15 protein-coding genes and 6 pseudogenes are annotated in these 20002 nt (G+C 60.5%); 8 read left to right on the top strand and 13 right to left on the bottom strand.

The window, feature by feature from the left end:
* Nucleotides 1-12: 12 nt before the first annotated feature.
* From MLPF_RS05560 to MLPF_RS05545, 4 genes and pseudogenes are all read right to left on the bottom strand, one after another.
* Nucleotides 13-559, bottom strand: a pseudogene (locus tag MLPF_RS05560) (TetR/AcrR family transcriptional regulator).
* A gap of 89 nt (nucleotides 560-648) precedes the next feature.
* The gene (locus tag MLPF_RS05555; protein WP_082082321.1) at nucleotides 649-819 is read right to left on the bottom strand and encodes a rubredoxin; all 171 of its coding nucleotides are present in this window, start codon (nucleotides 817-819) and stop codon (nucleotides 649-651) included.
* 90 nt (nucleotides 820-909) lie between these two features.
* Nucleotides 910-2070: pseudogene (locus tag MLPF_RS05550) on the bottom strand (alkane 1-monooxygenase); the annotation flags it as partial.
* Nucleotides 2071-2305: 235 nt separating this feature from the next.
* A pseudogene (locus MLPF_RS05545) lies at nucleotides 2306-3643 on the bottom strand (APC family permease); the annotation flags it as partial.
* Between the two features lie 372 nt (nucleotides 3644-4015).
* Here MLPF_RS05545 and MLPF_RS05540 point away from each other — a divergent pair.
* Together MLPF_RS05540 and MLPF_RS05535 are read left to right on the top strand one after the other, a co-directional pair.
* Entirely contained in the window at nucleotides 4016-4453 is a 438-nt protein-coding gene (locus MLPF_RS05540; RefSeq protein WP_237817261.1) for a hypothetical protein, read from the top strand.
* Nucleotides 4454-4518: 65 nt separating this feature from the next.
* Complete coding sequence (locus MLPF_RS05535; protein ID WP_236684889.1) at nucleotides 4519-4851, top strand: hypothetical protein; 333 nt, start codon at nucleotides 4519-4521, stop codon at nucleotides 4849-4851.
* A gap of 241 nt (nucleotides 4852-5092) precedes the next feature.
* Here MLPF_RS05535 and manA read toward each other — a convergent pair whose 3' ends face one another.
* The 4 genes from manA to MLPF_RS05515 form a co-directional block, all read right to left on the bottom strand.
* A complete protein-coding gene (gene manA / locus MLPF_RS05530) occupies nucleotides 5093-6325 on the bottom strand; it encodes a mannose-6-phosphate isomerase, class I (protein WP_045842684.1) in 1233 nt (410 codons plus the stop codon).
* A gap of 8 nt (nucleotides 6326-6333) precedes the next feature.
* A complete protein-coding gene (locus tag MLPF_RS05525) occupies nucleotides 6334-7431 on the bottom strand; it encodes a hypothetical protein (protein WP_045842683.1) in 1098 nt (365 codons plus the stop codon).
* A complete protein-coding gene (locus MLPF_RS05520) occupies nucleotides 7428-8837 on the bottom strand; it encodes a phosphomannomutase/phosphoglucomutase (RefSeq protein WP_045842682.1) in 1410 nt (469 codons plus the stop codon). The genes MLPF_RS05525 and MLPF_RS05520 overlap by 4 nt, the downstream gene beginning before the upstream one ends.
* Before the next feature lie 116 nt (nucleotides 8838-8953).
* The gene (locus tag MLPF_RS05515; RefSeq protein ID WP_193386719.1) at nucleotides 8954-9400 is read right to left on the bottom strand and encodes a DUF3499 domain-containing protein; all 447 of its coding nucleotides are present in this window, start codon (nucleotides 9398-9400) and stop codon (nucleotides 8954-8956) included.
* A 174-nt stretch (nucleotides 9401-9574) separates the two neighbouring features.
* Between MLPF_RS05515 and MLPF_RS05510 the strand changes: the two are divergent.
* A pseudogene (locus MLPF_RS05510) lies at nucleotides 9575-9995 on the top strand (metallopeptidase family protein).
* A 27-nt stretch (nucleotides 9996-10022) separates the two neighbouring features.
* Here the strand turns inward: MLPF_RS05510 and MLPF_RS05505 are convergent.
* Nucleotides 10023-10358 (bottom strand): WhiB family transcriptional regulator, encoded by a 336-nt coding sequence (locus tag MLPF_RS05505; RefSeq protein WP_045842718.1) that lies wholly within the window; start codon nucleotides 10356-10358, stop codon nucleotides 10023-10025.
* A 400-nt stretch (nucleotides 10359-10758) separates the two neighbouring features.
* On the opposite strand from MLPF_RS05505, the gene cofD reads away from it, so the two are divergent.
* The 5 genes and pseudogenes from cofD to MLPF_RS16170 all read left to right on the top strand — a co-directional run bounded on the left by cofD (nucleotide 10759) and on the right by MLPF_RS16170 (nucleotide 16087).
* Nucleotides 10759-11760 carry a 2-phospho-L-lactate transferase gene (gene cofD / locus MLPF_RS05500; RefSeq protein ID WP_045842717.1) on the top strand — a complete coding sequence of 334 codons (1002 nt, stop codon included), beginning with the start codon at nucleotides 10759-10761 and terminating at the stop codon, nucleotides 11758-11760.
* A complete protein-coding gene (locus tag MLPF_RS05495) occupies nucleotides 11757-13130 on the top strand; it encodes a coenzyme F420-0:L-glutamate ligase (RefSeq protein ID WP_082082320.1) in 1374 nt (457 codons plus the stop codon). Before cofD ends, MLPF_RS05495 begins: the two co-directional genes overlap by 4 nt.
* 30 nt (nucleotides 13131-13160) lie before the next feature.
* The gene (locus MLPF_RS05490; protein WP_236684888.1) at nucleotides 13161-13862 is read left to right on the top strand and encodes a hypothetical protein; all 702 of its coding nucleotides are present in this window, start codon (nucleotides 13161-13163) and stop codon (nucleotides 13860-13862) included.
* Nucleotides 13852-15526, top strand: a pseudogene (locus tag MLPF_RS05485) (Eco57I restriction-modification methylase domain-containing protein). The gene MLPF_RS05490 and the pseudogene MLPF_RS05485 overlap by 11 nt, the downstream one beginning before the upstream one ends.
* A gap of 62 nt (nucleotides 15527-15588) precedes the next feature.
* Nucleotides 15589-16087 (top strand): annotated as a pseudogene (locus MLPF_RS16170) (NUDIX hydrolase).
* A 541-nt stretch (nucleotides 16088-16628) separates the two neighbouring features.
* On the opposite strand, the gene MLPF_RS05475 reads toward MLPF_RS16170, so the two are convergent.
* The 4 genes from MLPF_RS05475 to rfbD form a co-directional block, all read right to left on the bottom strand.
* Nucleotides 16629-16889 (bottom strand): hypothetical protein, encoded by a 261-nt coding sequence (locus MLPF_RS05475; RefSeq protein ID WP_236684887.1) that lies wholly within the window; start codon nucleotides 16887-16889, stop codon nucleotides 16629-16631.
* 107 nt (nucleotides 16890-16996) lie between these two features.
* A complete protein-coding gene (manB, locus tag MLPF_RS05470; RefSeq protein ID WP_045842677.1) occupies nucleotides 16997-18073 on the bottom strand; it encodes a mannose-1-phosphate guanylyltransferase in 1077 nt (358 codons plus the stop codon).
* Between the two features lie 22 nt (nucleotides 18074-18095).
* On the bottom strand, nucleotides 18096-19001 hold the full coding sequence (locus MLPF_RS05465; protein WP_045842676.1) for a glycosyltransferase family 2 protein: 906 nt from the start codon (nucleotides 18999-19001) through the stop codon (nucleotides 18096-18098).
* Nucleotides 18994-19929, bottom strand: a complete 936-nt coding sequence (gene rfbD, locus MLPF_RS05460; protein ID WP_045842714.1) for a dTDP-4-dehydrorhamnose reductase — start codon at nucleotides 19927-19929, stop codon at nucleotides 18994-18996. The genes MLPF_RS05465 and rfbD overlap by 8 nt, the downstream gene beginning before the upstream one ends.
* Nucleotides 19930-20002: the final 73 nt, after the last annotated feature.

Below are 20002 nucleotides of genomic sequence, written 5' to 3'. Positions count from 1 at the left end.
CACAGATCAAGGTCAAGGCACGTTGACGACCCCATGACGTTAAAGCGAAAGGCGTCATCAAACGTGCTAGACCCGCCGCCACGTCGTGGCCAGCTTCTGGGGGCATCGACCACGTAGCTCAACGACAGCCTGTCGATAGCACGCGCCAGGATGCCAGCGTCTTCATCGCTACTGGCCACCCAGGTCTGAGTGAACGCCATCGCCAACCGAGCCAACGCGCGAGTGATGACAGGCTCGCTGTCACGTAGTGATTGAGCTGCCACAGATCAGGCTCAGCTACACCGTTCAGCAACGAAATCACTAATGGGTCCGCCGCCGACTCGTAGAAGAACGACCGAAAACCCTGCAGGAACGATTCGTATATGCTGCCAACGTTTGGATCCAGAACGGCATGGACGTTGTCGACAAGGCAATCAGCTAGACACAGCACATAGCCTTGCGCCAGGCCTTTCCGTGAGCCGAACTCGTTGTAAATGGCCTGCCGCCCGATACCAGCTAAACGGGCGACAATGGACAACATGATAGCCGACCAGCCTCGGGTCAGCAGGAGATCTCACATTACATCCAATACCGAATCACGCGACAAGATGTGTGCCGCTTAGGCATAAAGAATCCGCTTCACCGGCACGGATATATCGTTTTGGGCGCTCACGGATGCGTAGCCTCTTCATGCCATATCGAAGTTCGCCTTGACCAGGGGCAGCTCCAGTCCTCGGGAATGTCATCCCAGCGGATACCGGGCTCGATGCCATCTTCCGGCCAGCCCTGTGACTTGTCGTAAATGTAGTCGCAGACCGGGCACTGGTAGGCGGCCGTCATTGTGTAACGCCATAGTCGACCAGCAGCTTCTCTTCTCCTTCAGCCAGGGCTGCAAGTTAGCCCGATCAATATCGCCCCAGTGTCTATTTAGTGCGCCAGCACTCGATGATCGGTCACCTTGCGTCACAGTGGCGGGAAATACGCCAGCCTCATCATCGACACATACCCACTCGGCAGATTGGATGCGCCGTCGCGGTTACGCAGCGTCTGATAGCGGCGAGTCGGATTGGCGTGGTGTTCGCTGTGCCGCTGCAGGTGTTAAAAGAAACAGGTTGGTCGCCAGATGGTCGAAGTATCCAGCCGATGCTCGGGGGGCAACGCTCGTAGCGACCGGCCGCGGTCTTCTGCCGCAGCAGTCCGTAACGCCTGAGATAGTTCACCGTCTCAAACATGGTCCAGGCGTAAAGCGCCTGCATAACCGCCAACAGGACCAACGCCGGACCGAACACCGTGATCAGCACGCCCCACAACGCCACCGCTATCAGCCAGGCGTTGGGCACATCGTTACGTGTATACGTTTTTGGATTCCATAGGCTCTGCCCCGGCACCGCAGCCGCCGATCCTCTAACCGCAATACGGAGCGCAGGACGCTGACAACACTGTACGGCAGAATCTCCCAAAATATCTCGCCAAAGTGGTCTTATGCCCGATCCTCGGACGTGGCCACCTAGACGTGGTGGCCACGCTTGTGCTCGATGTAGCAGCACCCGTAGCAAACTGTGAGCGAGAGTCAGCTTGGACAGCCACTGCTTCTAGGGCTTTACTTCTTGTGCCCCATCTCGTGCGCAGCGTTCATGCTGAGCGCGCCGAGAACACTAGTCGACAGCGCCAGCCCGATCTTCGGCGGTCAGCACGGCCCGCCCGGATAACCCTGCCAACCAACTCGGGCCCGACGCCGGTAACAGGTAGGCACCAAAGATCAAGCTGGCATAATTAAGCAGGAAGGCTAGGTGCAAGTGCAGTAGCGATAAGTACTTATCGTGTTCCTGCCGCTCCATACCTCATACCTCGTCGGGCGGGTTCTGCCCTGTCCAGAACGACCTCCAGGTCCAATGCGAGCGGCAAGATGTAGACCAAGAACGGCCCGATTCACAACAACGCCAGCAGGGCGTCCTTCCAGCAAACCTGATTTATGCCTCAGATGATCGGCAGGATCGCTAACAACATCGTCGGGGAAATCAGTCTTATGATCCATAGGTAGCGCTTCTTGTCATGCCACACCGCGAGGTCTGGTCTGAGTTCTGCGGTCATGCGCTAACACTCCTAGCCAGTAACACTGAGGTAAAGCTTGGCAACACAGCAGATTTCGTCTTCATATCTAGACATAACGCGTTGATTTATACTCCCTTGAAGCCAGAATTTGTAAACCAACACGTTGCTGGCGTCAAGATCGGAGTCGCATTTGACTTGGTGGACCTCTCGGTAGACTTGCACCGAGTGCCGATGTCCAATCTTCTATATAATATTATAGTAGATTGAGATTTCGCGCTAACAGCCAGACAGCGCACCGGATCCACATCAACTGCAGTCAAGTTCAGCATCAGCCAAACTGAGGCACAAATCAATACGATCATTAAGCAACGACGCCCACGACACACGGAACCCCTGCTGCAGGTTCGGCAGTGTTCGGCGCAGGATAACCACACCGGCCGACACCAGGACGAACGCAAACAATGTTCCAAAGTTGACCATCTCCTCGAGCTCGGCTATCGGCAACACCGCCGTCTTCAGCACCCACCACCGCAGCAACTAGCGCAGTGGCCCGTCCCGTACAGTGGCGAACAAGATTCGGCATTGCCCGAGTATCAGCACCATCACCACGGTGATCAATCCGACCAACGCCCTGATGAAAATGACTTTGCTTGCCCAGTGCAGCCCGTTGGCTGTGAATGCGATGGTCAGGTTTGCCGGACCACGGCCGGGGGCGGTCTTGAGCTGGGTGTAGGAAACCATTCCGGATAGCACGACCGAATACCGCTACGTAGAGAAGTGCACGATCCCCAGCGACGCCAGGATCCCCTTCAGGGCAGAAACATCGCGCTGGGGACGCCTAGTCTCCTCAGCCATAGTTGCTACTATGTCGAACCAGATAAACGCGAAGAACACAATTGATGCCCTCGCCAATGCACTATGCCAGCATGTAATTGCTGCTGTGCGCACCGGTGAGCAGCAACAACACCGACTGATTAACGCCACTTACGTCGTGTCCGGCTTCCGGGCTTAGAATGAACGGCGAGTAGTTAGCGGCTTTGATATAGAAGGCACCGGCCACCACAACCAAACTCACCCCCGCCCCCTTAATGCCAGTGAACACCGCGGAAAACTTCGATGAGAACGTTGGTGCCCAGAACGCACAGAGTGGCCACCACCGAGACGATCAGCAGCGCACCCCGGTCAAGCTGAACTGTTCCGAGTCCGGATTGTGCTACCGACGAATCCGAACACCGTATCCAGGTAGCTCAATCAGCCTTTGGCCACCACAGCCTCCGCCCATCGATATTTCCAAAAACAGAATCCAACCGATGAGCCAAGTAAATAATCCACCTAAAAAGGCAGAAAAAGATACACTTGCTACCAGCAGCGTCGAGGTGAGCTCACGCGTAACACAACGCCGCCGACGCGCAAGTAGCCACCACAATCAGAAACGAGACGCCAGATAGTCGGACCAGTGATGTCGCCGGCAGTCGATGCGGTCACCGTAAAGATACCGGCGCCGACAACCATCGATAACCCGAAAACTACATAGATCCCGCCAAGTGAGATCCTTGCGTAGCCGGGTACCGGGTTCGTCAGGGTCAGCAATTGACTGTTCGACCGACTTCATCAACCATCAACTGGCCATCAACCTGCCCCTTTGTCAGCCGTTTGAACGACACAATACTGAATAACCTCCGGGGAATGCGCACGGTAGCACAAGCGCAAGGGACCACACGGCTGTCATCGGGGCCAGCATTACTAGATTTATCCGCCACGCGGGTAGCTATCGAACTTCTGACAGTTTTCGAGCACGACGAACTACCAGCGACACTGACAACCGCGTCACAGTCCCCAGGACCGACACCTCAACCGCTGGTGACCCATGGGACAAATGAGTTCGAGGGCTTATGTATGAGGCCTGTCGAAGGATATGGTAGCCACCGCCATGCCGATACTTCAGAACCGACCGGACTGCATCTACCTGAGCGTCGCGGGGCATGTGCTTAGAACGAACTACACCCTGCGTGATGAATTCACCGCCTACGTGCCCAGTCGGCCGCATCTGGAGTGGCAACTGGGACGATGGGTCCGCTGGATCGCCAACTTCGCAATCGTGCGGAGATCTATCCTGGCACCAAGGTTGGACCGTTCGCAACACCGAGTGACCGGTGTGCTGGTAGATTCCGACGAGCCGAAGTGCCCAGAGGTCGTGTGCGCCGAATTGGTGACCGACGCTACCATCCACGGCATCCGGCTGCCGGTGTGGTTGTCGTCGTGTGGATGCCGGAAAACAACTGAAGACACGGTGTACATCGGCATTTACTATGACACCCACCAACTTGGTATCCCTGAGGGCCTGGTAGCGGAGAAGGTGGTTGTCACCGGTGTGTCTATGCCATATGTCATATGTGCTGGGACTGGGCATGCTGCGCTATGAGGATGGCACCTGGATCCTGCCCCCTTCGGGGTAGCCCACGCCAAACTCCATCGACATTTTCTGAGATGATTGCACTGCCCGACACACTGTTTCCCGCGCATCTGGGTGTCGCACTGGCGCGCACCGAGCCGTGCGGCGACCTGGAATTTCACGCCTTCCGGCCAGCAGATAGCGCCACTATAGACAGATTGGACCGTTTGCCGGGCGGGATCTTTCTCTTCGGTGATGTCGTAGCCAGCTGCAACCCCAAGTTCGGGCAAGCAATGAGGATGACGTCGCTGCAGGCCGGTCATCTGCAACAGGCGCTGGAATCCCGCAACGGCGAACTGGCCCGCGTACTGTGTTCGGCCACCACTAAGACCACCTACCTAGTATTGGCAATAAACACCTATCGCTGATCTCTTTTTTCATCTCAGTTCCGGACATACACACCTCGGTCGTACTGACCGGTCGGCCGGTTGTTTGACCAGTTTCTCAGAGTCGGCAAGACCGATCCCGTTTTCGCCGAATATTTGCCACATAGTTTCTGCGCCGATTCTCCCTTCTTGATAGCCTGTAGCTGGTTCCGCTGGCCGAAATAAAAGGTCGTGCCCAACGCTCACACCCTCCGGTTGTAGCTATATGAGCACAGGCAGGCCGTCACAAACCGACGGTCGCCCTGAACAGCTTGGCGGGTTGCTGCGCGACCAGCTGAATCGGTCCGTCGTCGGCCGCCATCCAGACAGCCATACCGCGTTCTATGGTGAGGGCCTGGAACTTACCGTACACCGTGATCTCACCCTCGGTGCACAACAAGATCTGTGGGCCTTTCGACACATCGTGGCGCGACACATCGACCTCATGACCCAGATAATCGCCGTCGAGCGCCAGTAGCGCGACCTCGAACTCATCGGTCGGGGTCTCGTAAACCACCGCGAAACCCTCGCAGCGGGTCGGCGGGCGCAGCGCCTCCTCGGGGGTGGGGTTGAAGTCCAGTACCCGCAGCAGCTCGGGCACATCGACATGCTTAGGGGTTAGGCCTCCTCGTAACACGTTGTCGGAGTTAGCCATCACCTCCACCCCGACACCTCGCAGATAGGCATGCAAGTTGCCGGCCGGCAAAAAGATAGCCTCGCCGGGAGTGAGGCTGATGCGGTTAAGCAACAACGACGCCAGCACGCCGGCGTCACCAGGATAGCGCTCGCCAAGTTCCATCACCGTCTTGACTTCCGCCAGGAACTCCGTCGCTCCGGAGCTGACGTAGGCGATGGCACCCTCCAGCACGGCAGGTACCAGCACGTCGATGTCGGGCTGGGGCGCGGTTATCCAGGTGGTGAACAGCGCACGCAGACCGTCGGCGTCGGACTGGTCGCTCAGCAAATGGATGAACGGGTCGAGGTGGGAAACGGCTAACGCCGTCAGCAGCTCGGCGGTGCGTGACGCCTGGCGAAATCCGGCCAGCGCCTCGAATGACTGCAGTGCCACCAATAACTCCGGCTTGTGACTGGTATCGCGGTAGTTACGCTCCGGCGAGGACACCGGAATGCCCAGACGTTCTTCACGCAGGTAACCCTCGACCGCTTGCTCGGTGCTTGGATGGGCCTGCAGCGACAGCGGTTCATCAGCTGCCAGCACCTTGACCAGGAACGGCAACACATCACCAAATCGAGCGCGGGACACGGAGCCGAGCTGCCTTTCCGGATCGGCGACCAGAGCCTCCAGTAGCGCAGTTTCGCCGTTCGCGGCTTGTAGCCAAACCGAGTCACCGGGGTGCGCACCGAACCAGAGTTCAGCTTCTGGATGAGCAGCCGGCACAGGTCGCCCAGTGAATTCGGCAATAGCGGTCCGCGATCCCCACGCATATGTCCGCAATGCTCCGCGTAGCAGTTCCACTGTACTATCTATCCTCGAACCAATCGCAAGTAAACCGCGGCCATCTCGAGCCGAACAGCCAACATTGCCAGTTCCTGCTCGGCGCGATCGACGCCACCCAGCGCCGGTAACCCAGCTAAGCCGCTGGGTCCGTCTGGCACATCCTCAGCCGCGACGAGGTAGACGTCATCGAGCCCAACGACCCGGGCAGCCAATACGGTACGCTCGCTACCCAAGGTGAGTGCCAATACCCGCAGTCGCTCGGGTAGCGGTCCATCGACCTCTTTGTCATGCAAAAGAACACCCACCGAAGCAGGGGCATATTCAGCAACGTCGACCAAGGCACGGACCGCCACAACAGCATCCGAGAGCCCGGTGGCGGATGTAACCTGGTGTGCAATCCGCAGCAGCACCGAACTGCCGTGCCGAGCCAGCGCCAGCGTCGCAGCACAGTCGCCCGCAAACGCCACCCGACGACCGGACACGCGCGCAGCTAGTGTCTTGGCCGGGTTGGTAAAGACCTCGTAGCCAACGCTGTTGTGCAGCGCTTCGGAGTCCAACTTGTCGGCAAGCATCGCCAGATCGAGGCTCAGCCTGGGGTCCACGGTTTGCAATGCGGCCAAGCCCGCAGCCAGGTACCGGCACAATCCGAACTCGTCGGGAACTCGCAGCCGCGGCTCGAGCACAGCAACACGGCCGGCCGTCGCGTCACGGAGCGGCCCCTCGTACGGCGCCACTACGACCACACGCGCACCCCGACCCACTGCGGTCGCAGCAGCACCAACCAGCGCCGGATCACCAGGGTCATCGCCCGCAACGATCAGCACATCAAGCGGACCGACCCAAGGCGGGACCTGGCTCGCAAAGACGATCGGCTCGATGGTCGCACCACCAGATGTCGCGGCCAACATAGCCCCAGCCGTCTCGGCAGTGCCACGGCCGGCCATCCAGATCACGGTGCGTGGACGGTCATCAGCACGCAGCGCCTCCAACGCACCTTCCTCGGCCGCGGCAGCGATAGCGCGCACTTGGGCACCGGCCGACGACGCGGCCCGCAGCAAGCCGTCTCGGTCAGCAGCAATCAAACCCTCGGTATCTTCGAGATCGATCAACCGAGTGGCGTTCACGGTTCCACCTCTGCGCCCGATGGTATGTGGGCAGCGATTCGAGCACTGACCTGGGCGACCACCACGTCAACATCCTCTGTACTGCGGCCCTCCACATTGAGTCGCAGCAACGGCTCGGTGTTGGAGTTACGCAGGTTGAACCAGCTGCCGCCGCCCAAATCCACTGTCACCCCGTCAAGGTAATCGATGGAATGAATCCGGCTACCGAAAAACTCCACTACAGCATCCACACAGCTCGGCGCGTCCACCACAGTAAAGTTGATCTCACCGGACGATTCGTAGCGCTGATAGTCAGCGGTCAGCTCCGAGAGCGGCCGTTGCTGCTCACCGAGAGCGGCTAGCACATATAATGCGGCCAACATCCCGGAGTCGGCGCCCCAAAAGTCGCGGAAGTAGTAGTGTGCCGAATGCTCACCACCGAAAATCGCACCGGTCTCAGCCATCAGCGTCTTGATGTAGGAATGTCCGACACGCGAACGCAGCGGTGTGCCGCCACACTCGCTGACAAGTTCAGGCACCGCGCGAGAAGTGATCACATTGTGGATAACCGTGGCACCAATCTCCCGTTTAAGTACACGAGTGGCCACCAAGCTGGTTACCGTCGACGGTGAGACCGGCAAACCGCGTTCATCGACCACGAAGCACCGGTCGGCGTCACCGTCGAAGGCCAGCCCGATATCGGCGCCGGTATCACGCACATAGGCCTGCAGATCCACCAGGTTCGCCGGGTCCAGCGGGTTGGCTTCGTGATTGGGAAACGAGCCGTCGAGCTCGAAGTACAACGGCAACAAGGTGATCGAATCAATGGCGCCAAGCACAGCAGGCGTAGTGTGACCGGCCATACCGTTGCCGGCGTCCACGGCGACCCGCAATGGACGCAGCCCAGCGGTGTTCACCAAGGACCGCAAAAACACCCCATAGTCGGCCAGCACATCACGATCGGTAATGGTTCCGGGCCGCCCTTGGGAAGGCGGGTAAGGTGGGACCCCGGCGATTACATCGTCGCGGATGATGGCCAACCCAGTATCTGCACCGATCGGTTGGGCGCCTGCAAGACACAGCTTGATGCCGTTGTAGACCGCCGGATTGTGACTCGCGGTAAACATCGCACCAGGGCAATCCAGCAACCCCGTGGCGAAATAAAGCTGATCGGTAGAGGATAGACCAATCCGCACCACATCAAGGCCCTGACTGGTTACTCCCTTCGCAAAAGCCGCGGCCAGCGACGGCGAACTGTCACGCATGTCGTAGCCAAGGACTACCTGTCGAGCACCTTTAGCGCGCATCAACCTCGCAAATGCCGTGCCGAGATCGGCGCTAAGCGACTCATCTATTTCTTCACCAACTAGCCCGCGTACGTCATATGCCTTGACGACACGGTGAACAGCCGCGGCGGGCCGAGACATGCGGGGCCTCCTGATGACGGGGACTCTTGGTGCCAGCCTATCGGCCCAACAGCACAGAGATACGGGCAGTAACGGCCTGGAACAATATTCGGTGGATCACCGGTTGCTAGTCCGAACTAGTCGGAGGGGTCAGGCAATACTCGCAAATGTCCACGCTGCCGTCCGGAACGCCGCTCGGGTGGCACGAGCAAACCACCACGGGGCATGGTAGCATGAGCTCCTGCAGACTGTAGCTGGGGATCTGCGAAGCCGCCTAGCGATGCCCTGGTGCCGTTCCCGTAGGACCTACGCTCACCGCCCGGACCTTCGCGTACCGCTTCTGCCAGGGCAACCAGGTCATCCTCGTCAGGATTACTGGGCAATGGCCCGGCATGGCGCACAAGTTCCCATCCGCGCGGTGCAGTGATACGAGCGGCATGGTCGACGCACAGATCCCACGAATGCGGTTCCCGCACGGTAGCGAGCGGACCTACCACCGCCGTCGAGTCCGAGTAAACGAACGTCAACGTCGCCACGGCATAGTGCGGACACCCGGGCCGGCAGCAGCGACGGGGAACATTCACGAGCGAAAGGCTATCGTGCGAAAACGTCGCTGAAGCACCGGACACGCGCATCCGTTCGACACGGAATGTTTAACCGTTACCATCGGCCCAGTGAGTAATTCCTGTAGCTTTTCGGGGCATGGTCAGTGGTCTCGCCGGTTCTCGTCGCGCCGAGCCGCAAAAAGGGGCCGCGACATACGCAGTCCGCTGCTGCCGCCAACGGTGCCGGGATGGCGTAGCCCGGGCCGAGCGGTTCGACATGGCGGTGCTGGAGGCCTACGAACCCATCGAACAACGTTGGCAAGGGCGGGTGTCGGAGCTTGACGTGGCGGTCGACGAGATTCCCCGCATCGCCGCGCGGAACCCAGAAAACATACAGTGGCCCCCCGAGGTCATCGCCGACGGACCGATCGCGCTCGCCCGGCTGATCCCCGCTGGCGTCGACGTCCGCAGCAATGCTACGCGGGCGCGAATTGTCTTGTTCCGCAAGCCGATCGAGCGTCGAGCCCAGGACACAGTCGAGCTTGGTGAATTGCTACACGATCTTCTGGTGGCTCAGGTAGCGACCTATTTAGACGTCGACCCCTCAGTCATCGACCCGACGATTGACGACTGAGCCGCCGGTCTAGAGTGGGCCCTACAATCAGATTACGCCACGCTTAAGGCGGCGACGCTCACGCTCGGAAAGACCGCCCCAGATGCCAAAGCGCTCGTCATGCGCCAAGGCATACTCCAGGCATTCGTGGCGCACTTCGCAACCCAGGCAAATTTTCTTAGCTTCACGCGTAGAACCACCCTTTTCAGGAAAGAAAGCCTCGGGATCCGTTTGCGCGCATAGTGCGCGGTCTTGCCATTGGTCACTCGACTCCGGCTCAGGTTCGACTCGGAATGCGACCAGCGCTTCGGGAACCAAGCTCAAATAAGGCAGGGTGACTGCTGCCTGCGCTATGCCGGACGTGGTGTGCGGTGTGCTTCCCATTACGCCCTGAAGGTGCTTATAGGACATTGGGTTGTCCGTCTCCTCACCGTGTGATTGGGGGTGATCTTTCCCACCGTATGCAGTATACAGAAAGCTCGAACAAGTGATCGAGTCTCGGTCTACGATACCGAATTCGGTCAGCCGTGAAATAACACTACTGTGATTAGACACGGGTTGACCTGCTGGGTCAAGCGTGACTGCAAATGTCCATACCATGTTGTAATCGAGTTTTGACGTTTCTGTTGCCGTCAACCTTCGGCGTGTCGAGCGCATCTGGTCACAAGCACTGCGCCGATCCCTTCCTACTTTCCCTGTTCCGCGGGGTGCTGTTGAGTCGGGCTCAATGCCCCGACTCTCCCTCGCAAGCGGGCAAGTGAACAGAGCGGTACTGTCGTGCGGTGTGCGGGTCACGGTTCTGGTCGGTGGGGTGGGTGGTGCCCGCTTCTTGCTGGGAGTTCAGCAACTGCTCGGCCTGGGTCAGTTTAGCCCGCAACAATGCCCAGATACCCTAACAACAAGCCACGAGCTAACTGCCGTCGTCAATATCGGTGACGACGCTTGGATTCACGGGTTGCGTGTCTGTCCGGATCTGGACACTTGCATGTACACCCTAGGCGATGAGATCGACCCGCAGCGCGGCTGGGGTCACCGCGACGAAACCTGGCACGCCAAGGAGGAACTCGCGCGGTACGGCGTGCAACCAGACTGGTTCGAACTCGGGGATCGCGATCTGGCCACTCACTTGGTGCGCACCCAGATGCTGAATGCCGGCTACCCGCTGTCGCAGATCACCACAGCACTGTGTGACCGCTGGCAACCGGGCGCACGGTTGGTGCCAGCCAGTGACGACCGTTGTGAAACCCATGTGGTGATCACTGATCCGATCAATGACAGCCGGCGCGCAATCCACTTCCAGGAGTGGTGGGTACGCTACCGCGCCCAGGTACCCACGCATAGTTTCGCCTATGTTGGAGCGGAAAAAGCCAATGCCGCAACTGAAGCGGTAGCAGCTATCGCTGACGCCGACGTCATTTTGGTGGCACCGTCGAATCCGGTGGTAAGTATAGGCGCCATCCTGGCCATCCCCGGTATTCGCGGTGCACTTCGGGCAACCACCGCTCCAGTCGTCGGCTACTCACCAATCATTGACGGAAAGCCGTTGCGCGGCATGGCCGATAAATGTCTCACAGTGATCGGTGTACAATCCACAGCAGCGGCAGTGGGCCAGCATTATGGAGCGCGCCACACCACCGGGATTCTGGACTGCTGGCTGGTACACGAAGACGACCACGCTGAAATCGAAGGGGTCGCGGTGCGGTCGATACCGCTGCTGATGAGCAGCCCGAAGACAACGGCTGACATGGTGAGCGTTGGGCTTCAGCTCGCGGGCGTGACGGCGTGACCAGTTCGGGCTCGCACCGCTCTGCGTCGTCGCCTGAGCACGGCACCGCCTCGATGATCGAGATCCTGCCTGTCGCCGGGCTTCCCGAATTCCGTCCCGGCGACGATCTGAGTGCCGCGATCGCCGTGGCCGCGCCGTGGCTGCGCGACGGTGACGTCGTGGTGGTTACTAGCAAGGTGGTATCCAAGTGCGAGGGTCGTTTGGTCCCGGCACCCGGAGATGACAAAGAACGAAATGAACTGCGCCGCAGGCTAATAAAAGAAGAGACGGTACGCGTTCTGGCGCACAAAGGCAGAACCTTGATCACCGAGAACGCGCTCGGGCTGGTGCAAGCCGCCGCCGGAGTGGACGGATCCAACGTCAGCCGGGGCGAACTGGCGCTACTACCTGTCAATCCCGACGCCAGCGCCGCAGTGCTGCGCACTGGGTTGCACGCGGCGCTCGGAGTCAACGTCGCGGTGGTCATCACCGATACGATGGGCCGCGCTTGGCGCAACGGCCAGACCGACGTCGCGGTCGGTGCGGCCGGTTTGGCTGTGCTGCATAACTATTCGGGTGCTGTCGACCGCTACGGCAACGAGTTAGTGATCACCGAAATCGCGGTGGCCGACGAGGTCGCAGCAGCCACCGATCTGGTCAAGGGAAAATTGACTGCGATGCCGGTGGCCGTGGTGCGCGGCCTTAACCCGGCTGACGACGGCTCGACCGCCCAACACCTGCTGCGAAGTGGCCCCGACGACCTGTTCTGGCTCGGTACCACCGAAGCCCTCGAGCTGGGTCGCCAACAGGCCCAGCTCTTGCGCAGGTCAGTGCGCCAGTTCAGCGATGAACCAATAACAGCGGAACTGATCGAAGCAGCCGTGGCCGAGGCCCTCACCGCCCCAGCCCCACACCACACCCGACCGGTACGGTTTGTGTGGCTGCAGACCCCAGCCGTCCGGACTCGGCTGCTAGACCGGATGGCCGACAAGTGGCGCTTAGACCTCGCCAGTGACGCCTTGCCCGCCGACGCGATAGCACGGCGTGTGGCGCACGGTCAGATCCTCTACGATGCACCCCAAGTCGTCATTCCGTTCATGGTTCCCGACGGCGCACATGCCTACCCCGACGCCGCCCGTGCAAGTGCCGAGCACACCATGTTCACTGTCGCCGCCGGAGCAGCGGTGCAAGCCCTGCTGGTCGCGTTGGCGGTGCGCGGGCTGGGAAGCTGCTGGATTGGCTCAACGATCTTCGCCGCTGACCTGGTCCGCGCCGAGCTCGAGCTACCAGCCAATTGGGAGCCGCTAGGCGCCATCGCGATCGGGTATGCTCAGCAGCCTACCGGGTTACGCACCCCGGTAGGGGTCGCCGAACTGCTGCTACGCAAATGAACCCTCACTGCGACGATTAGGCTCGCACCCGTGGCCGTCTTGCAGCCGATGCCTGGGATCAACCTGCCCACAGATGAGCTCACCACTTTCGGCCGAAAATGGCTCGTAAGCTCGAAGTTCTCCAAGAAAGACGGGATGGACTTCGGCACGTTGATTGACGTAGCTGTCGGGGGCGCACTGTCGGTGATGCTCGGAAACATCCCTGTCGTGGTTCCCACCGCCAGCCAGTTGCAGCCATCGCAGCCCGATTGTGTGGAAGTTGGGCCGGTGCGAATAGTTGGCGGCGTGCGACCGCAGAACTTCGATGTGGGCTACCGGCCGGACGGGACGCGCATCGCGTTCGACAGCAAGACGCTGAACGATCACGACAGCGTCGGGAAGAACTGGCAGAACATGATCAACGACTTAGCAACCGAGGCAACCACAGTCCACAGCCGGTTTCCCAGCGCTGTCGTAGGCTTCATGGTCGCCATCCCAACGCCGTGCCTAGCGCCAGGAGCACGAACGAATGCCATCATCGGGACCTTGGCTCGGCTGGGTAATCGAGAACTTGTGGACGAGCCCAACCATCGAGCAGAAGCAATGAGTCTGGTCTCCTGGGACCCGGTAACCGGTCGAATCGACCCCAACCTGCCTGACCCACAGAGCCTACTGAGGATCGAACGATTCAGCACCGACATGTACCGCTCGTACCAGGCCCGATTCCAGGGACTTCCACCTCATGCTACCTAGTTATCCGACGCGCCCTATGGGTGACGATCACGTATGTCGGTAGCTGCCCCGATACTTGTCCCATGACAACGTTCGCGGGCAAAACGGCTGCATCCGCTAACAAAGTTCGCGGCGGTTATTACACGCCGGTTCCCGTTGCCCGATTTTTGGCCCGTTGGGTTCGCCAGGCGGGGCAGAAGATCCTCGAGCCATCATGCGGGGATGGCCGAATCCTCCGCGAGATCGCCGCACTCACCAACCAGGCGCACGGTGTGGAGCTGTTGGCACGTGAGGCGCGAAAGTCCCGAAAATTCTGCTCGGTCGACACCGAGAACTTCTTCACGTGGCTGCACAAGACCCGAGTGGGCAGCTGGGACGGTGTTGCCGGAAACCCGCCCTACATCCGTTTCGGGAACTGGGCAGCCGACCAACGGGATCCGGCGCTGGAACTGATGAGGCATGCGGGTTTGCGCCCGACGAAGTTGACCAATGCCTGGGTCCCGTTCGTCGTGGCGAGCACGACACTAGTGCGCGACGGCGGGCGTGTGGGTCTAGTCGTTCCAGCAGAACTACTCCAAGTCACCTACGCGGCACAGTTGCGCGAATTTCTGCTAAGCCTCTATCGGGAGATCACCCTCGTGACCTTCGAGCGGTTGGTGTTCGACGGAATCCTGCAAGAGGTTGTGTTGTTCTGCGGTGTCGTCGGTTCAGGACCAGCACAAATACGCACCGTCAATCTCCACGATGCTGAATCGCTTAACGCGTTAGCAGAGCCGGACCTGAGCTTCGAGTCTGCTCCGGCGCTGCTACACGAAAAAGAAAAGTGGACCAAGTACTTCCTCGACCCCGCGCAAATCCGATTGCTGCAAAAACTGAAGCATGCCAACGCGATGACCCGGTTTGGCGAAGTGGCCGATGTGGATGTGGGCATCGTGACCGGCCGCAACAGCTTCTTCACCTTCACCGACGCCGACGCACATGCCCTAAGGCTACGCAAGCACTGCGTCCCGCTCGTCTCGCGCAGCACCCAGCTGTCCGGCCTCGTCTACGACACGAACTGCCGGGCCAGCGATATCGCCGCCCAGCACCGGACTTGGCTGCTCGACGCCCCGCACCACCCGACAGATTCTGCCCTGGTCACGCACATCGACGCAGGTGAGCGCGCCGGCGTGAATAAGGGGTACAAATGCTCCATCCGCAAGCCATGGTGGAGCACACCATCGCTGTGGATTCCCGACCTGTTCATGCTGCGCCAAATCCACCTAGCGCCGCGGCTGACCGTCAACGCCACCGCCGCAACCAGCACCGACACCGTGCATCGGGTCCGCCTTATCGTCGACGTTGACCCGACCGCTCTTGCCGCGGTATTCCACAACAGCGCCACCTTCGCCTTTACCGAGATCATGGGGCGCAGTTACGGCGGAGGCATCTTGGAGCTCGAACCCCGGGAAGCTGAGCAGCTGCCCATTCCCTCACCAGCATATGCCAGCGCCGAACTTGGCCAAGACGTCGATCTGCTGCTGAAGGCCAACGAGATCGAAAAGGCACTGGACATCGTAGACCGCCGGGTGCTGATCGACGGACTAGGCTTGTCGCCGGCCCTCGTCGCTCAATGTCGCACAGCCTGGGCATCACTGCGCGATCGCAGAACCAAGAGGGGATCCCGGGTGAACATCTCGCGATGAACATCCGAGAGTCTGCCACAGCAGTCCTCGCAGACTGACAAACGCCCGATCCGGCCCAGAACTTGTGGCGGCATGCGGTGCTGGCCTTTATCCACACTCAACCCGACGCGAGCCGCCGAATGGTGGCCCCTGATCACAGCGCCGGTGCTCAACGACACCAGCCAGGTGCTGTTCGCCCTGCACCCGCGCCTTGGCCGCTAGGTCCAGCTGAGCGGGCACAGCGAGGAGGCCGACGAGGACCGCATCGCCGTGGCACTGCGCGGAGCCACCCAAGAGTCCGGCGTGACCTATCTGCGGATCACGCCGGAACTAACCACAATTCACGTCCACCCGGTCACCTACTCGCCGAGCGAGCCCACCCAATTATCTGGATTTGCAATTCGTGGCGCACGCGCCCGGCCGGCCGCGCATATTTTGGTCAACGACGGGTCGGAGGCCTTACGGTGGTGGTCCGCCGACGCCTTGCCGCCGAAATTAGCAAAATTAGCAGTGGCGCGGAAAAGTGCGAGAAGTCACGCCAGCGCCGATCTCGGTGTTAGCCGCGGCGAACCAAACGCTTGAAAGACGCGGTTGAGGACGTCGTCGAGCTTGTCCTAGGCGATCACACGGATCAGAATCCAACCTAGGTCAGCAAACTTCACTAATCGCCTGATATCCTTGACAATTGTTTTTGGTCTGTGCGGTGCTGGTCGCTAGCATACTCCGCAGCGACCAGGCAATCCGCCCAGCCCATGTCGAGGACATCGATAGGTCGCCAGTCGTCGTAAACCGGAATCTACGTATTTAGTTTCGGTATACCGGCGTCAATAAGAAACAACCGCAGCCAGCTTGTCTTCGTCAAGGCTGGGCCACCGTCTATCGAGGGCAACACCTCCGCTAAGCCGTCGCACCCCACGAGCACCGCGGTGTCGTTTTACCAAATAATTGAGAGGTCTTCGAAAGCGAACGACGTGGCACGCATGAGCGCGTCGAGTCGCGCTCATGCGTGCCACGTGGGCGGCCGAAGTCGAAAGCGGTGCGGGGCGATCCCGGTGACTGGAAGCCGCCTTATGGTGCTCATTTCATCTGCGTCGAGCAATTCGTTGCGAACGATCAGTCCACGCTAGCGCCGGGCGCTGTTTGTGACGAGTTCAATCGTCGTGCCTGCGCCAACCCACTGTGCACCATGCAGCGCCCATGCTGAAACAGCCGCGATCGCCGCCTGCCGGCGCGACCACAGCAAGGGCCCCACAAATACGATTCTCTCGTCCCACTGCGGTATGTAAACGTCACGAAAAAAGATCGTCCGGTACCACATGCGTAGCAGATAGTCGTTCAGCGGACCGGCATCGGCCGCTTCACTACCAATGAAGACTTCCCCCATGCGCCGATCGTCGTCTAGCCCACCGACATGAGCACCGGAGATCCGACGCCAGCGCAGAAAAAGTTCGAGTAGTCGTTGCGGTAGCATCGATTTCGACGCCCAAAAGGCTAGACATCGGAAGAGTAGCGAATCCCGCCGTCGGGAATCGAGACGCCGGGCCACACTCGGGCACCCCGCAACAACTCACAACGCGCACCGATATCAGCACCGTCTCCAATTACACCGTCGCGGATCAGTGCCCGAGGCCCAATGCGGACACCGAAGCCGAGGATCGAGCGCTCGATAACACTGCCGGCCTCAACCTTGGCCCCGTCGAAAATCACCGCGCCGTCTAGCCGAACACCGGGGCCGATCTCAGCACCACGCCCAACAACCGTGCCGCCGATCAGCACCGCGCCAGGAGACACCGCCGCACCGTCATGCACCAAGTGCTCGCCACGGTGGCCGCCCAAGGCCGGTGACGGGGCGATGCCGCGCACCAGATCCGCCGATCCGCGAACAAAATCTTCTGGGGTACCCATGTCCCGCCAGTACGTGGCATCGACGTAGCCACAGACCTTGACGTTGGCGTCGGAAAGTAGGGCCGGGAACACCTCGCGTTCGACCGATACCTCGCGGCCTCGAGGAATCCGGTGGATAACGTTGCGCTCGAAGACGTAGCAGCCGGCGTTAATCTGGTCAGTAGGTGGATCTTGCGTTTTCTCCAGAAAGGCGGTAACCCGGCCATCTTCGGTGGAAACACAGCCGAAAGCCCGTGGATCACCCACTCGCACCAGGTGCAAAGTGACGTCAGCGGAGTTGGTTCGCTGGAATCCCAGCAACTGCTCGAGGTCAACACCGGATAGCACATCGCCGTTGAACACCATGACGGTGTCGTGACGCAGCTGGCCGATGACGTTGGCGATACCACCGCCAGTCCCCAACGGAGACTCCTCAATCACGTAGTCGATCTGCAAGCCCAGCTTAGACCCATCGCCGAATTCCTCCTCAATCACCGCGTCCCGATATGAGGTACTCAGAATCACGTGCTCAATGCCCGCTGCAGCGATCCGCGACAGCAGATGGGTGAGAAACGGTAGCCCAGCGGTGGGCAGCATGGGCTTGGGGGCAGACAAGGTCAGCGGCCGCAGTCGGGTGCCTTTGCCGCCGACCAGGACCACCGCATCGACTTGGGAGGTTGCCAACTCAACGCCGCCCTTCTGCCAGTTATCTGGCCTTATTCGCAGCCTGTTTACGGTGCGAACTGCGCACCATCAGGCGAGAACGCACCACCAACGAGCCGCGCAGCGTCCAGCGCAGCGGGGCTCGCCACCAACCAGAATGCCGATCAGCCAAGAAGATATAGGTGCTTTTGTGGTGAGCCGTCAAATGGCTTGCCGGATCACGTCCGGTGGAGTGGCCTTTGTGATGCAGCACTTCGGCCGACGGCACATAGACGTTTAGCCAACCAGCTTTGCCGAGTCGGTCCCCCAAGTCGACGTCTTCCATGTACATGAAGTAGCGTTCGTCGAAGCCGCCGACCTCACGAAAAGCCGACCACCTCACTAGCAGACACGAACCCGACAACCAGCCCACCGGCCGTTCGGTGGGCTCAAGCCGCTCCTGGCGGTAGGCGGCTGTCCACGGATTGCGTGGCCAAACCGGCCCCAGCACCGCGTGCATGCCACCGCGAACCAGGCTTGGCAAATGACGCGCAGACGGATACACCGACCCGTCAGGATCACGGATCAGTGGGCCCAGGACCCCCGCGCGGGGCCATCGAGCGGCGGCGTCCAGCAAAGCGTCAATACTGCCCGGACCCCACTGCACGTCCGGGTTGGCCACAATCACCCAATCATTGACCCCAGGTTGGTCAGCTACCCCGCCCTCTTCAACGAGCTGTGCGATCGCGAGATTCGCCGCGGTTCCGTACCCGAGGTTGGCCCCGGTCTCAAACAACCGAACGTTGACGTAACGTTCGACAGCCACCTGCGGTGCCCCGTCGGTAGACCCGTTGTCGGCCAACACCACGCTGACCGGGCGGTCGGTGGCCAATGCTAACGAAGCCAGGAAACGCTCCAAGTGCGGTCCCGGGGAGTAAGTCACCGAGACGACGGGCAGCACTTCAGTCACGCGTAGAGGGTAACGGTCGATCGACTGGGCGGCTGCGAGATACCGCGAGTGCCTCGACAAGTGCGCTGCGCCAAGGCCTTAGCGGCGTTAAGCCAGCCGCGACAGACTGTCGACCAGATAGTGCGGAATAGGCCGGCCGGGCTGCCGGCCGCGGGTTTTGGGCGGTGCTAACGGGTCGCACCTGCAGCGGGTCGGCGCCGCATTCTTCAAACACAGCGCGGGCTTGGCCGAATCGTGAAACCTCCCCCTCGTTGGCGGCATGCAGGACGGACCCATACACACTGCCGTCGGCGACCTGCAGCAGTGCGGCAGCCAAGTCAACAACGTAGGTCGGCGAGCCGATCTGATCATCGACCACGTACACCGGGCCGCCCCCAGCAGCCAGGCGTCGCATGACAGCAACGAAGTCCTTGCCTGTCCCACCGGTGTAGACCCAGGCGGTCCGGACCACGGTAGCCTCGGGCAGCGCTGCCAATACGGCCTGTTCACCTGCAAGCTTGCTGCGGCCGTACACCCCCAGCGGCCCAGTTTCATCCGTAGGCTCATAAGGACGCGGCGCAATCCTATTAGCGCCCGAGCCGAAATCACCACTGAACACATAGTCGGTTGAGACGTGAATCAGCGCAGCGCCGGCGCACCGGCAGGCACGCGCGATGTACTCCGGCCCGATGGCATTGGCCGCGTACGCGGCCAACTCGTTGTTCTCAGCGCCGTCGACATTGGTGTAGGCTGCACAGTTGACCACGACATCATTTTTTTCGAGGCCGCTGCGCCCCATTCGTTCGGCGACCGCGGCATCGGTGATATCCCATTGTGACGAAGTCAACGCTAGCACGTCCCGGCCCGCAGCGGTGGCCTGCGCCGCCAGAGCGCTGCCAAGCTGTCCACCGGCACCGGTAATCACTAGTCTTCCTGACCTGTCCGACACGGTTCGAGTCTGGCATGCCTTAGAAAACTCGGGCACGCCGCGGCTGACTACCCGGCAAGTTGCTGTGTCACAA

It is taken from the genome of Mycobacterium lepromatosis (assembly GCF_000975265.2).
In the GTDB taxonomy this organism is placed as follows: Bacteria; Actinomycetota; Actinomycetes; order Mycobacteriales; family Mycobacteriaceae; genus Mycobacterium; species Mycobacterium lepromatosis.
This window is presented reverse-complemented; position numbering and strand designations above follow the sequence as displayed.

Bases quoted from the DNA above. Each gene is read 5' to 3' on its own strand.
- MLPF_RS05555 (WP_082082321.1), bottom strand. From the start codon at position 819: ATGACGGCCGCCTACCAGTGCCCGGTCTGCGACTACATTTACGACAAG.
- MLPF_RS05535 (WP_236684889.1), top strand. From the start codon at position 4,519: ATGATTGCACTGCCCGACACACTGTTTCCCGCGCATCTGGGTGTCGCA.
- MLPF_RS05520 (WP_045842682.1), bottom strand. From the start codon at position 8,837: ATGTCTCGGCCCGCCGCGGCTGTTCACCGTGTCGTCAAGGCATATGAC.
- MLPF_RS05505 (WP_045842718.1), bottom strand. From the start codon at position 10,358: ATGGGAAGCACACCGCACACCACGTCCGGCATAGCGCAGGCAGCAGTC.
- MLPF_RS05475 (WP_236684887.1), bottom strand. From the start codon at position 16,889: ATGGGGGAAGTCTTCATTGGTAGTGAAGCGGCCGATGCCGGTCCGCTG.